The sequence below is a fragment of the Moorena sp. SIOASIH genome (assembly GCF_010671925.1).
Taxonomy (GTDB): Bacteria; Cyanobacteriota; Cyanobacteriia; order Cyanobacteriales; family Coleofasciculaceae; genus Moorena.
Window position 1 is genome coordinate 1,249,789 of sequence record NZ_JAAHIH010000002.1, and the last position, 13,684, is coordinate 1,263,472.

The 13,684-nt window shown below is 42.5% G+C and carries 16 protein-coding genes; 2 read left to right on the forward strand and 14 right to left on the reverse strand.

Translation table 11 applies throughout. The features are described from left to right. Positions 1–154 precede the first annotated feature (154 nt). From F6J90_RS13010 to F6J90_RS13060, 11 genes are all read right to left on the reverse strand, one after another. Positions 155–2,962 carry a hypothetical protein gene (locus F6J90_RS13010; RefSeq protein WP_293093752.1) on the reverse strand — a complete coding sequence of 936 codons (2,808 nt, stop codon included), beginning with the start codon at positions 2,960–2,962 and terminating at the stop codon, positions 155–157. 5 nt (positions 2,963–2,967) lie between these two features. Beyond that, the gene (locus F6J90_RS13015) at positions 2,968–3,297 is read right to left on the reverse strand and encodes a hypothetical protein (protein WP_293093755.1); all 330 of its coding nucleotides are present in this window, start codon (positions 3,295–3,297) and stop codon (positions 2,968–2,970) included. Between the two features lie 130 nt (positions 3,298–3,427). Further along, on the reverse strand, positions 3,428–4,048 hold the full coding sequence (locus F6J90_RS13020) for a hypothetical protein (RefSeq protein WP_293093758.1): 621 nt from the start codon (positions 4,046–4,048) through the stop codon (positions 3,428–3,430). Between the two features lie 821 nt (positions 4,049–4,869). Further along, entirely contained in the window at positions 4,870–5,595 is a 726-nt protein-coding gene (locus tag F6J90_RS13025) for a response regulator transcription factor (RefSeq protein WP_293093760.1), read from the reverse strand. A 747-nt stretch (positions 5,596–6,342) separates the two neighbouring features. Then, the gene (locus F6J90_RS13030; protein WP_293093763.1) at positions 6,343–6,708 is read right to left on the reverse strand and encodes a four helix bundle protein; all 366 of its coding nucleotides are present in this window, start codon (positions 6,706–6,708) and stop codon (positions 6,343–6,345) included. 104 nt (positions 6,709–6,812) lie between these two features. After that, the gene (locus F6J90_RS13035) at positions 6,813–7,889 is read right to left on the reverse strand and encodes a hypothetical protein (RefSeq protein WP_293093766.1); all 1,077 of its coding nucleotides are present in this window, start codon (positions 7,887–7,889) and stop codon (positions 6,813–6,815) included. 52 nt (positions 7,890–7,941) lie between these two features. After that, positions 7,942–8,931 carry a hypothetical protein gene (locus tag F6J90_RS13040; protein WP_293093769.1) on the reverse strand — a complete coding sequence of 330 codons (990 nt, stop codon included), beginning with the start codon at positions 8,929–8,931 and terminating at the stop codon, positions 7,942–7,944. A 61-nt stretch (positions 8,932–8,992) separates the two neighbouring features. After that, the gene (locus F6J90_RS13045; RefSeq protein WP_293093772.1) at positions 8,993–9,196 is read right to left on the reverse strand and encodes a hypothetical protein; all 204 of its coding nucleotides are present in this window, start codon (positions 9,194–9,196) and stop codon (positions 8,993–8,995) included. Positions 9,197–9,603: 407 nt separating this feature from the next. Then, positions 9,604–9,762, reverse strand: coding sequence for a hypothetical protein (locus tag F6J90_RS13050; protein ID WP_293093775.1), 159 nt, complete (start codon positions 9,760–9,762; stop codon positions 9,604–9,606). Positions 9,763–10,165: 403 nt separating this feature from the next. Then, the gene (locus F6J90_RS13055) at positions 10,166–10,618 is read right to left on the reverse strand and encodes a SufE family protein (RefSeq protein WP_009149117.1); all 453 of its coding nucleotides are present in this window, start codon (positions 10,616–10,618) and stop codon (positions 10,166–10,168) included. Between the two features lie 9 nt (positions 10,619–10,627). Then, positions 10,628–10,768 carry a hypothetical protein gene (locus F6J90_RS13060; RefSeq protein ID WP_293093778.1) on the reverse strand — a complete coding sequence of 47 codons (141 nt, stop codon included), beginning with the start codon at positions 10,766–10,768 and terminating at the stop codon, positions 10,628–10,630. 46 nt (positions 10,769–10,814) lie between these two features. On the opposite strand from F6J90_RS13060, the gene F6J90_RS13065 reads away from it, so the two are divergent. Together F6J90_RS13065 and rsmB are read left to right on the forward strand one after the other, a co-directional pair. Beyond that, positions 10,815–10,955 carry a hypothetical protein gene (locus tag F6J90_RS13065; protein ID WP_293093780.1) on the forward strand — a complete coding sequence of 47 codons (141 nt, stop codon included), beginning with the start codon at positions 10,815–10,817 and terminating at the stop codon, positions 10,953–10,955. Next, positions 10,952–12,406: a 16S rRNA (cytosine(967)-C(5))-methyltransferase RsmB gene (gene rsmB, locus F6J90_RS13070; protein WP_293093783.1), complete on the forward strand. Its 1,455-nt coding sequence runs from the start codon at positions 10,952–10,954 to the stop codon at positions 12,404–12,406. The genes F6J90_RS13065 and rsmB overlap by 4 nt, the downstream gene beginning before the upstream one ends. On the opposite strand, the gene F6J90_RS13075 is transcribed toward rsmB, so the two are convergent. From F6J90_RS13075 to F6J90_RS13085, 3 genes are read right to left on the reverse strand one after another with little or no spacing between them, the layout of a single operon-like run. Next, positions 12,352–12,495: a hypothetical protein gene (locus F6J90_RS13075; protein WP_293093786.1), complete on the reverse strand. Its 144-nt coding sequence runs from the start codon at positions 12,493–12,495 to the stop codon at positions 12,352–12,354. The two genes, rsmB and F6J90_RS13075, sit on opposite strands and share 55 nt — an antisense overlap. A gap of 38 nt (positions 12,496–12,533) precedes the next feature. Continuing rightward, positions 12,534–13,460: an Rpn family recombination-promoting nuclease/putative transposase gene (locus F6J90_RS13080; RefSeq protein ID WP_293093789.1), complete on the reverse strand. Its 927-nt coding sequence runs from the start codon at positions 13,458–13,460 to the stop codon at positions 12,534–12,536. Positions 13,461–13,464: 4 nt separating this feature from the next. Further along, positions 13,465–13,599 (reverse strand): hypothetical protein, encoded by a 135-nt coding sequence (locus tag F6J90_RS13085; RefSeq protein ID WP_293093791.1) that lies wholly within the window; start codon positions 13,597–13,599, stop codon positions 13,465–13,467. Positions 13,600–13,684: the final 85 nt, after the last annotated feature.

Here is a 13,684-nt window from a genome sequence, read left to right on the forward strand (position 1 = left end):
ACCATATAGCACTACCCATTGAGATTAGGACATTCCTAAACTCCGAAACGTAAGTAATCGCTTACTTTTGACTTCTGACTTCTAACTTCTGACTTGCGCGTAGCGCTATAAAAGTGTATCCCTGACTTACCTAAATTATATACTATTTTTCAGCTTAATTTTGAAGTCGAACTTTTGCTCTCGGCTCGGGTAACTTTGAATTCACGACTTCGACTTCTGAATTACGCATTTCTGCCATTTTTTTACTAGCATAATGCATAGCCATAATTTTATCCTGGGGATGTAAGCGCATTGCTGTCTGACGAATTGCTGATTCTTCAGGATTATTAGCAACTGCTGTTAACAGTGCTGAACCGGGATAAAATCGACAGTAGGTGTAAATACCATTGTCATCGAGTAACCATTGAGAATACATTCCTTCTTGTTTAGGAAAAAATCCTTCTGTGGCATTTTTGTTAATAATGCCTGAAGGATATTTCAAAATATTGACAAAGCTATCTACTGCTGTTGGTTGAATTCTCCCTACTAAGCGAGTTGTTATATTCTGAAAAATTTTCGCTGCACTGGGAGACTTGGAAATGGTATCTGGATCTTGAGCCGATAAAATTACCCGAATTCCGGCTTTGGCTCCATTAGCACACAATCTGCCAATTAATTCAGCAATGGAATTATACTGGAACAGAATCGGACTTTCATCGATGAAAAATATACTCACCGGTGAGGCTAAAGAACGTCTTAAGGCTGCTGAGTAAATCCCTAAGGAGAGTAGTGCAGCATCTTCGTCACTACTAATATTGCGTAAGGCAAAGACTAATAACTGAGCATCACTTCTAAAGGTAGAAGGACGACTAATCGCTTGTCCTACTCGGCTATTGATCCAATACCTCAGTCGCAATTTGACTTGATCTAAGGCTTGAAGGATATCCCCAGATACAGAGGTAACCCGCAATCTCTCTAAGGAACAAAAATCAATAAAATCTGCAAGGGTAGGCATTAATTGCCATTCTTGAGAGTCTAAGCCATTGATATTTGCTGCTACATAACGGTCATGGATTTGATCATCATCAAAAAAGGCTTTGATTGCTAGGCTTAACATGGCTCTGATGTTATCCGTATAAGTCCGGTCATGAAACGTCGTGGAGCCAAGAACCATTAGCATTAGTGCTTCGACTAAGAATTCTTTGTATTCTGTAAGTCTCTCTTGTTGTAGTTTACCATCTAATCCCTTTAAATTGGGCAACTCGAAAAGATTAACTGCCTCTCGACCAATATCAAAATAAGCTCCTTTATCCCCAAGAAAAGCGGTGTAGTCACTAAAGGTAGAACTGCCATCGGGTTTTGGATAATCCATAGCTGAGATGGGGATACCATGAGCTAAGGCTTGGGTAATAATTCCTGATGCCAACACAGATTTTCCACTGCGGGTGGTTCCGAAAATACCTAGGTTTTTATGCTGTTTGAATAAGTCAATAAAAACTGGCGTACCTCCTTCAGCAGAGATTAATTCAAATCCCGTTCTATCCACTGTCCGGGTTTTGACTACTGGCATCAACCCTGGTGCAATATGGCTTAAATAGGTATGCGATCGCTTAAATGGACGCATTAATAGTCTGCTCCAGGAAATTGGTAAGGTTTCTAGCCAGATTTTCCAAGGATATTCTGTCTCTCTTACCATCCAAGCTGGTGGAGGAAAGTAAGATTTTAAAGTATAACACGCCTGATCTAAATCTTGTGGAGAATCGCGATGGACTAAGAAAACAACTGAGACATTAAATGGCACGGCTCCTTCATAGATAGCCGCCTGAGCCTCGACATTTTTCTGAATATTTAATTGTGCTTTAACATTAATCGTATTTTTCTCTTGTGCATATTTTGAGGAGACATTTGCCTGTTTCGTCAGCGAATGCATTTTGCTGGTTACTGTCTTAATGTTCGCTTTGGAAATCTCACAAAAACAATCGGTGTCATAGACTTCATCTTTTGCCATGACTTGCCAGAGATAGCGCATTTGGGATTCTTTATCCCTCCACCCCTCAGGCTTGTCTAAAAAGAGCATGACTGCGGTATACTGGTCTTTGAGATTAATCCAACGTCGATCAGCAAATGGAATAGCGGTATAGTCTTCCATTAACAGAGAAACTGGGTGGATTTCTGAGTAAACCTCTTCGGTAACTCCAGCTTCAGTCAAGGAAAGCAACTGGGGAACTGAACGAGGTGGTGTATCATTAAATCGCTGCCACACATAATTCCAAGACTCTTGAGCAGAAAGAGGGCGAATCGATAGACCCATTTGATTGCTCAACAGCCTTTCCCAAAATTGATAGCCATTATTAAAGGCAATCTCTATTACTCTCTCGATCTGCTGTTTTTCATACTCATCCAGCTTGCCAATGAATCCGTTCCACCACTTGGTAGCTGTCATCAAAAATTCTTCGATTTTATCAGATGCTCCCTCTCGACCTGATTCTACGGTATAGGTAGCAAATAAATACAACGTCTTTGGCTTTCTAATTCCCCCTTTGGTCAAGTCTTGAATTCGCTTCTTTTCTCCCATGATTAGGTACTTTAACTCGTTAGAGTCTGTATCCTTGAGCAGCTGACTCAACGTGTTTTGTCTATCAGTGTCATCAGTGAAAGACTTTAGGTGAATCGTCAGGGTTTCCTGGTCTGGGAAATCTTTTAACCCAGCTTCGATGGCATCAAAAACAGGGTCAATTAACTCCTGGCGTAAGGTGGTGTGAATGCCTCGACATTCAAAACCAAACACAAATTTAAAGGAAGCTTCTCCTTTTCTGAGAATGTATGCCCCAACATCAGACCCATCAAGTCTGACTTCTAGGAAACTAGCTAACTTACAGTCATCCTCGAACGGCTTTAAGGTTTTCTTTTTACCATTTCCTACATCAACCCGCTTCTTTCCCATCTTTTGTTTAGCTTGATCGTAAGCTTGAGTGGTTGTCATACTTTTTAGCCTTTGCCCTTTGCTTTTTCCCTTTTAACGTCTAAAAGCCTTTGGTATCTACCCATTCCTCTTGTCCATTGAGGTACAGATATAAACTTAGAAAGAAATTTCCAATGGCTAGAGGAAGTTAGCACCCACCAAGTAGACATACCCCAAACTCCGAAACAAGATGTCCATACCCAACTAGCTCCTAGTACTCCCTTGACGATGTAATAGGCAATTGCCCAAATTATTGCCCAGGGGATAAACTGATCGGCTGGAATAGGACCAATTTTCGGTTTTTCATCGAGAGTTCGGTTAACACGACGGAATTGTTGCTGTGAATTATTTGCCATAGGTCAAGCTATTTTGGATCAGACTTGCGTTCCTATCAGTGATTGAAAAAACTTTCAATCTCAATAAAACCCTGACTACTCATCCCTTCAGCTATATCAAACTCAACAGGCAAATTAGATGTACCGTAGTTTATGCCCCTGTGCCAGTGATGTAGCCTGCTAACAGATCACCCAATGTAACTACAATCAAAATGATGATTGGAGTACGGGCTAGGGTTTTCCAGTCATCATCTTGTTGGGCAGCATTGACTACTTTGACCAATGAAATGCCTAAATAAATTAGGAATAGTGCTCGTAAAACGTTAAACACCAGGGACACCAAATCGGCGTCTACTTCAGGAATAGCACTAGTTAGCCAATCTTCTGCGACTTGGAAAAACTGGGCATGGGCTGGCGCAGCGGTAAAGTCCAACATAAACCACAGAAAGGCGAATAGGAAAAGACAGGCTCCTAAACCATATTTCCTGACTAGCCGTTGAATTTGATTCCCAGAATTACTAGGTTGGACTCCAATCCACTTCACTCCCACAACTAGACACATCAAAAATGATACACCCATCAAAGGAGTGACGGAGGTACTGATATAGAGATCCAATGCCATTGCGATCGCAGCCATGACCATTAAATAGCCCAAGGGCACTTGCTTCAACTGAGCAAACAACTTAGCAAGCAACTTAGCAAACATAGTTTCTTTACTTTTCCAACGCTGTTGTTGACGAGGTGACATCGCAACAGAGGACTTGTTGACCATGGTGGATTTTTCTTTCCGTAAATATTCTGACTCTTATTGTGATACAGAAAATTTTTAAATCGCAAAAGCGATCCCAGAGGAATACTTCAATTTATCTTGATTAATAAATGTTACTGATTTAAAGAGCATTTTGAATAAGCTAAATGATTGTAATTACTTCACCTCAAGGATTACAATTACAGGACTTACGCATTTGCCCCCTAAATCCCCCAATTCTGGGGGACTTTGACATCATTACCCCCCAGAATTGGGGGGCTAGGGGGGCGAAATCAAGTTAACCGCGTAAGTCCTGAATTACTTAACCTCTCAATATCATTGGCACAGCTTGCCAACAGTCTTAAAATGTTACTCGTCCAAAAGGAATATATAAATAAACTTAATTTTAAGAAAACTCTGATAAAAGAAAAAAAACTTAACAAAAAAACCGCTGAAACTCAACCTATAGGTAGAGGCGTTAGTGCTTAGTGATTAATCAGCTATTTTGCTTAAAAGTAAACTTAAGCAATTAAAATACAACAACTAAACTTAAAATATTAATGGATCAAGCATTTATATTTGAGTTGTGAATATAGGATTGAACTAAAAGGGAGCAGGGAGCAGGGACTGAGGCCGTAGGCCACGCGGGGCGCGTTCGGAGCAGTAGGAAAGAGCTTGGAGGATTTGTTGGTGTTATTAAAAAGCGCTGCATCGCTATTCTCTATTCCAAAGTTCCTTCTTCTGACTTCCCTACTCCCTACTCCCTACTCCCTACTCCCTACTCCCTACTCCCTACTCCCTAAAACCTAGAACTTTGTAACTCACCCAATTGATAACTGCTGTATCTACTTCACCAAACCACTGCGAAGTGCTTGCACTGCTGCTTGTGTTCTATCGTCACAGCACAGTTTCCACAGCAGAGACCGAATGTGAGTTTTAACTGTGCCAAGACCTAGCAATAATCGCTGGGCAATTTCGTCATTTGTATAACCGGCTACGATCAATTCCAAGACAGTTAGCTCCCGTTCAGTCAGTGGATTTTCCCTAAGAATCTGATAATAGTCAGGCTCACAGGAATTGATTAAAGTAATCCCAGAAAAATTCTTGCCGGGTGACTTGATACTGTTTTTTAGGAGATAACCAGCTATTTCTGGATCAATCCAGTGTTGCCCTTCATAGGTAGCTTTTAAAGCATCTAAGAAAGTACTGGTGTCTAGATTAGTTTTCGGAAAATTGATACGTTTTAGATAATAGGAGTCTACCCCAGCCCCAAAAGCGCTTATAACAAATTCTTCTGATGTGTCCCAAGATAGCAGCAATATGTTAGGAAAAAATGCCACTTTCCAATTTCTGACTAACCGCAATAATGCATCACTATTGGTTGAAGGCTCTAAATTAATGACTACTACGTCCGGGTTAGATTTTTTTAAAAAGGCCGCCACATGACGCAAGCTAGAAACTTGAGACACCAAACTGACTTCTTTGTACTGCTCCAAGACTTTTCTGAGACCTAACTGCGTCAAATCACCCCTCTCAATCAGTAACACCCGAATTTTTTTGATTACGTTCATAACCATTAATAGAACACTGATACCGAAATTGACAACTTAGGATGTGTTTGCTGACCTGACAACCCAAAAAAAAATGGAAGCGATTGGCCGTAGGCCACGCTACGCGAACGCGCTCCATAGCTCAAGATTGGTCAGCAAGCTTGTGATCACGAGTCGCCACCTACCGAAATTGTTTCCATCGGTTGATTAGCGCTTTGACCCAATATCCCTGATGATACAACTCATAAGAGTAGGTTTTTAACAAAGACGTGAGGCGCGGGGTGTGGGGTGTGGGGGGTAGGGTGTGGGGGGTAGGTTTTTTACTTTGGAGATAGGTAATAGGTAATAGGTAATAGGTAATGGGTAATGGGTAATGGGTAATGGGGAGATGGGTCGGTAATCGGTGCAAATTATTGTAGATTTTCCGACATATTTTGAGTTCTTTATAACCAATTCCAGTACGTACTCGCCCAAATGTAAAAAACCTACCCTTGTGAGGGTAGGGTGTGGGGGGTAGGTTTTTTACTTTGGGGCGAGTACATACTTTTATTGTCTTTATCCAGAGCACGAGTGGGGGAAATATTGTCAAGTACCAGAGCGCGAGTGGGGGAAACCACGGCAGTTCCATCAAGACAATGATGATTTTTAACGACAATAATGGTATATTTTCTTATCCCCCACACCCCACACCCCACACCCCACACCCCACACCTGAGGTCTTTGTAAAAAACCTACCCTTATGAGGTAGGGTGTGGGGGGTAGGGAAAATCAGTTCTTGTTTTCTAGGGCGCGAATTAGAGCTGATAGTAATTTACCATTCGACTCGCATTGACTAAGAAGGGAGTCAATAACTTCACCCGACCCTAACTTCACCCTTTTCGATAGTAGAAGATGAGTTTCTAATTCTTTGAGGGAACCTTGTGCAATATATAAAAACTGAATATACTCAAGTCTTGTTTTTCTTCCATATCCCTCAGCAATATTAGCTGGAATTGAAGCTGATGCTCGGCGAATCTGGGAAATCATTCCATAAAGTTCTTCTTTGGGAAAATGACGAGTAGCTAAATAGCACATCTGAGCTAAATCCATCCCTACCTGCCAAACCTTTAGGTCACGATAAGATTCTATTGTCATTATATGATACAAGTAAACTATCTTTCTTCAACCCCACACCCCACACCCTACACCCCACACCCCACACCCTGTCTCCTTTTTAGCCTTGTTGTCACCCCCTCAGCTTATTTACCCTTAGTTGGGTTTTTGGCTTGCTCTAAGGCAATTTCTTTAAGGGCTTGATAAGAGTTGATATTAGAAGCACCCTCAATTGCCTTGACTGCTAAATCCTGAACTTGTTTGAGGGCAGTATCGAGTTGCTGGGAAAGACTGTGTATCCGTGCTGAGGATTCCTTTATTGTCTGTTCCAGGGATTCAATTCTTAGCTGATAGACACGATTATTTCCTTCTAATTCCTTATTCTGTAAGTCGGCTTGAATTTTGACCTGGTGGCTAGCAATCGCTTTGCCTTCTTCTTGGGCTTTTTTGATAGCAACTGATTTTTCTTGGTCGAAGGCTTCTACCTTAGTTTTTAATTCTTCAAACTGCTTCTCTCGCTCTGCGATCGCATTTTCCCGCTCTGCCCATTGTTTCTCTTGTTGTTGCCTCGTTTCCTCCAATTCTTTGTATAAACGTTCTTGGTTATGGTTGTAGGTTTCTTTATCTAAGCTGCGTTGTAGGTCTAAATTATAATCATACTCTTGAGCATCTCGCTTACGGGTTTTATTTTGTTCTTCATTCCGTTCTTTAATAGCTCGTTGCTGTTCCTCTTGTTCTTTGTACCAGGATTGTTTTAACTGATTTATTTGCAGCTCTAACTCTTCCCGTTTTTTGTAAATTTCTTCATCGAAAGCTTTAGAGCTATTCTGATAGGTTTCGATTAAGGTATCTAAGGTATCGTCTTGAATTTCTGATAAATTGTGGAGTTCAGCAAGTTGTTGAGTTTCCTCAGTAACCGCTGTTCTTAATTCTTCTAGTTTAGCGGCTTCTGATGTTAGTTTTTCCGACAACTCACTGACACTACTACCAAACCCTAATTGCAGCTTAACCAGGCTGTCAAGGGTATACATCATTTTGTCTTTCATGACTTTTGCTGGTACGGATCCATTAGTTTGCTTTTTTTCCACCGTGGATACTTGAGGAGTTGCCGTTTTGTTCATCTGCTTCATTTCTTTTTCCAAAGCATTTCGTTCTGCTAGTAATTCCTTGTAAGCTTCTAAAATTTCTGCTTTGGTGTTCTTGCTGTTAGGTTTGCGTGTCATACTTTCAAGGTTAGATTATGTTTGACAATTTCTGAACTGATATCACTATTCACTAATTTTGATCCTTGCTTCTTGAAGACCCATCAAAAGCTTTCAAGGTCAGGGCTTGGGACTGTTTCAGGGTCTCTTGTAGCTGACTATAGAGATTTTCAATTTGTTTATTTTGTTTTTCTATGTGTTGCTCCAAGGACTGAATTTTAATGTCATAACCCTGTTGCGTAACTTCCCAGCCTTTGGTTAGTAAATCAGCCTGTACTTTAGCGTCGTTTTGGACTTTTTTAATTGCTTTATCTTTTACTTTTTTAACGATTTCATCTAGCTCAGCGGGGAAAGCTTCCACTTTCTGTTGATACTCTTCAAACAGGTCTTGAGATTCTTGTAGCTTCTGTTCTCGCTCAGACCATTGCTTTTCTTTTTCTTGATTGGCCTCTTGCAATTCTCGCTCCTGGTTACGGCTCAGTTCTTCATACTGATCCGTCTCAATTTTACGGTTACGTTCTAATTCGTATTGATAGTCAGCTTCTTGGCGTTGTCGTTCCCGAGCCAATAATTCGTTTTGTTCTTGACGTGCTATTTCAAAGTCTTCCTGGTCTTTTTGCCAAAGTTTACGTTTTTGCTCTTGGTCTTTTTCGATCTCTTCTCGCTGTTGATCTGCTTTTTGATCTAGGGATTTTAGCTTTTCTTGGTGCTCTTGATTGAGCAAATGTAAGGCATCAGCTACAACTCGAGTTTTCTGAAGGTATTGCAAGTGTTCAGTTTCTACTTTAATCGCCAGCTTTAGCTCATCAAGTTTAGAGGCTTCTGAGGATAATTTTTCTGACAATTCATTAACAATGGTGCCAAACTCTAGCTGTAAATCAGCCATTCCTTTGACAATATTATCAACGGTATAGTTTGAGGCAGTTTCCAGCACTTGTTGATTTTTAGCTTTTTCTGCTTCTTCTTCTTTGGTGGCAATTTTTGAGTCAATGTTTTGCCGCTCTTTTAGGATTTGCTCAAAGGCTTGGAAAATCTGGTCTTTGCTGTCTTTTGTGGCAACCATATAGTGTGTTCCTTTGACGATATTTAGATTTTTTTAATTGAAAATGATTACTTGAAAATTGCTATAGCGCAGGGAATAGGGAGTAGGGAGTAGGGAGCAGGGAGTAGGGAATCGGGAATCGGGAATCGGGAATCGGGAATCGGGAGTAGGGAGTAGGGAGTAGGGAGTAGGGAGTAGGGAATCGGGAATCGGGAAAAAATAGGTGTGTGTATTTCATTAATATGGAAAACGCTATAGTAGCCGGTGGCTGGTTAGCAATATTCATCCACTAACTACTCCCTACTAGAACAGTGCTCTTAAAACAGTGCTCTTATTTGACAATGCTCTTATTTGAGATAATTCCCAAACAAGAGGTTTCCCTATCAGCCAGTGGCTAATGGCAAGTACCCGACACTACCCACAGCGATACGCGATCGCGTAGCGTGGCCGTAGGCCAATCGCTGCTCTACAATCGTTCGTTGTAGGAGGGATGTGATGGCTCTAGGGGTGTGGGTGCAATGGTTAAGAGGAAAGACTATAGTAGTACAAATGTTCTACTTTATTGTACTGAAACTCTAATGGATAAGTCAAGGGCAAATTGCCCATGCTACGCTGGAACTCAAGTAGCTTTGTCATAGAAAAACACCTGAAACCCTGTTTATACAAGGGTTTCAGGCTTCATTTAGTCTGGATTTACTCAAATATAGGGAATCGGGAATCGGGAATCGGGAATCGGGAACAGGGAATCGGGAATCGGGAATCGGGAACAGGGAACAGGGAACAGGGAATCGGGAATCGGGAACAGAGCTGGTTGAGTGACTTTAGATCATGGCGTAGGTTGGGTTGAGGCAACGAAACCCAACCAAGGGTGAGGTGTTCGTTGGGTTAGCGATCGCGTAATCCAACCTACGGGACAATCAGCATTTCAAGGGTCTTGTCAGTTAATCCCCGGTCCGGGGTGGGTGACCTTACAAGGGTAGGTTTTTTACAAAGGGGCGAGTATGTACTTTTATTAGGTATAAATTCCTGAAAATCTGTATCAAAATACACAATTATTTCCGGGATAATTCTCCCCATTTCCCGCTCTTCCCCTCCTGGGAGGGGTTAGGGGTGGGTTCCGATTCCCGACTCCCGATTCCCGTTCCCCTCCTGGGAGGGGTTAGGGGTGGGTTCCGATTCCGGACTCCCGACCCAAATGTAAAAAACCTACCCTTATGAGGTGACCGGGTGTGGGGAAAATAGAAGGGAAAATCCCTCAATTCAATTCTCTGGAAGACATTCCCAACTGATATCCTAGGGCCTTTTTCTTCATGGTCTGGAAAATGTTGTAAAATCCATTAGCGCGAGAAGGGGTTAAACTAGCGTTCAATCCTATGTCTTGAATAAAGTCAGGAGATAGGTTGACAATCTCTGTCGGCGTCAGTCCATTCAAGCCTTCAATCAACAACGCTACTAATCCTTTAACCAATTGGGCATCTGAGTCTCCCTGATACAAGACTTTGCCATCATCCAAGTTAGCGGTGATATAAACCTGGGACACGCAGCCAGGAACCTTGTTTTCTGGCACTTTATCAGTTTCTGGCATTGCCTGAAGCTTCTTGGCGTACCACAGCAACTGCTGATACCGTTGCTTGGGGTCTTTGCGGCGCTGAAAGCGTTCTACAATCCGAGCAAGAGCTTCTGGTAAAGGGCTTGAGGTGGCTGACATACCCAATGTTTAAAAAGGATTAACCATTTTATTTATAGCAGTTCTCAATACCGAATTGATAACTAGACTTCGCGGCAGTTGTCGGGAACAGGGAATAGGGAACAGGGAACAGGGAACAGGGAGGAGCTGATCAGGGTAGGTTTTTAACAAAGACGTGAGTATCAACTTTGGGGTGTGGGGTGTGGGGTGATTGGACTTGTCTTCCTTTTCCTCCCTACTCCCTACTCCCTACTCCCTACTCCCTAAAACCCAGGACTTTGTTCCGAACCGAATTGATAACTGCTATAAATGCATATTAGCTGATCAGTTGACATCCAGAGGAGTACAGAGTTTGTGAGCCAAGATAAATCGTCAACGGTCAAGGGTCAACCGTCAACCTTTGATAAACAAAATCCTCGCCAGTTAGCATTCCTAGCCCTCCGGGATATTCATCGGCGGGGTGCTTTTGCTGATATTGCCCTGAATCGAGTGCTACACACTGCTCAGTTAACTGGTGCTGATCGGGGCTTAGTGACAGAATTAGTTTATGGTAGTGTCCGACGACAGCGCACTCTGGATGCTCTACTTGACCAGTTGGGCAAAAAGAAAGCGAATCAACAACCTCCAGATTTGCGCACTATACTTCACCTTGGACTATATCAGCTGCGCTATCAAGCCCGAATTCCTGCTTCAGCAGCGGTCAATACCACCGTTGACCTAGCGAAGAACAATGGCTTCAAAGGACTGGCAGGGGTGGTTAATGGTTTACTACGAAACTATGGCCGTTTAGCTGCCAATTCCCCTGACCCTTTGCAGTTGCCAGAAGGGGATATCGAGCGTTTGGGCATTTTACACAGTTTTCCCGATTGGATGATCGAGCTGTGGTTACAACAGCTGGGAGCAGAGGAAACAGAACAGCTGTGTCAATGGTTTAACCAATCTCCTACCATTGACTTACGGGTAAATCCCCTCAAGGTGTCCATGGAGGAAGTGGAGGCAGGGATGCAATCTGCTGAACTGGCTATTCAGCGGGTACCTCCCTTGGTCTCCCACCAGGACGAGGGGAATGGTCAGATTATCCCTATTTTCAGCAACCCAGCTCAGCTCCCCCAAGCACTGCGGGTTGTGGGTGGTGTTGGTGCGATTCAAGAGCTACCGGGATTTAAAGAGGGTTGGTGGACTGTTCAAGATTGTAGTGCCCAGCTGGTCAGTTATCTGCTGGACCCTCAACCTGGTGATGTGGTGATTGATGCCTGTGCTGCACCGGGGGGCAAGACAACTCATATTGCGGAATTAATGGCAGATCAGGGCAAAATTTGGGCATGCGATCGCTCAGCTTCCCGCCTCAAAAAAGTCCAACAGAATGCCGAACGCTTACAATTACAATCGATTCAGCTCAGTACTGGTGATAGTCGGGATTTACCTGAATTTACTAACATCGCTAATGCTGTGTTATTAGATGCTCCCTGTTCCGGTAATGGTACCCTTCACCGACGTCCTGATATTCGTTGGCGCATGACTCCAGAAAAAGTCCAAGAACTTACTGTTTTGCAAAAAGAATTGTTAGAGCATACCGCAACTTGGGTCAAGCCCGGAGGTGTTTTAGTGTATGCTACCTGTACCTTAAATCCTCAAGAAAATGAGGGGGTAATACAATGGTTTCTGGAAGGTCATTCTCAGTGGCAAATTGAACCCCCTACTCTTTCGTTTCTTAAGGGGTTTTTAACACCGGAAGGTTGGCTGAAAGTTGTGCCCTATCGAGACCAGATGGATGGTTTTTTTATGGTGCGGTTGAAGCGGATGATATAGGAAAGGGAACAGGGAACAGGGAATAGGGAGTAGGGAGTAGGGAGTAGGGAGTAGGGAGTAGGGAGTAGGGAGTAGGGAGTAGGGAACAAAAATTATCACAATTGATTTAGTTACCCTATAGCTACCTTTAGTTAGAATGCTCTTGCAGCCAGTTGAGTAAGTCTTCACTGGTGTTAAAATCCCAGATGGCTTTTGATAAACGGTCTAGGTCTTGGTTGGTCAAGGCTTCGATTAATGCGTTCGCATTCCTGGTTAGTTGTCCAAAACGGCTCTCAAGCAGTCCCAATAGTAAATTTCTTTTCCCTTCTAGCCTTCCTTCTTCTCGTCCTTCTTCTCGTCCTTCCCTTTTCGCGAAACTCCATGCACGTCGCGCGTCCTCCAAGGCCATCTCCTGTTTGCGGAGTTTTTCCACTTCTGAGACACTCAACCCCGCTTGATTCGCTATTGTTAAAGCTTGTTCTAGCTGTGGGATTTCCCTGAGCTGGTCAGGAATGATTTCTAAGTTGGGCGCTTCTTTGATAAAAAATATCCACTTATCTATCACACTGTCTAATTCTTCCAGTTGCTTAGTAAATTTGGGTAGTTCCACAAACACTAGCTTTAGCTCGTTCTCCTGATAAGGCAAGTGGTCTTCTTCCTCTTGAAAGTAAAAACAGCTAATGACTTTTTCGGTTGAGGGGAATAACTTAAAATCCGTGATGGTTAAAGCAATGACCGGATTGAGATCGAAATATCCCTGTCCCGATTTAAGTTGATTTCCATAGGTTTTGCACAAGTTATACACCACTCGCTTCTCGAAAGCCTCCACATTCCAGAGTTGCATCTCAATGATGACAGTCGTTTGATCTTCTAATACTGCCTTAACATCCAGATAAGTGTCTTTTAAATCTACTACATCCCCCGCACTATAGGGATCAATAATTTCTAAATCCTGGATGACGGAATTACCAGAGTAGATCATGGCATTGAGGAAGGAAATCAGAATATCCTTACTCTGATCTGAGCCAAAGATTTTCTTGAAAGCAAAGTCAGTTTTCGGGCTGATGAATCTCATGGTTTTACAGGTTTACGAGGTTTATATAGGGAACAGGGAGTAGGGAGTCGGGAGTCGGGAGTCGGGAGTAGGAGCAATTGCGTTTGTAATTGGGCAAAAATTCTAATCTTTTTACCAAAATTACCACACTAAATACCATCCCATACTACCAAAAATACTCTCTTATTTATGCCCTATTTACTATTATAGCAACTCTAAATTTCGTAATAAAAAAAAATTCCTAA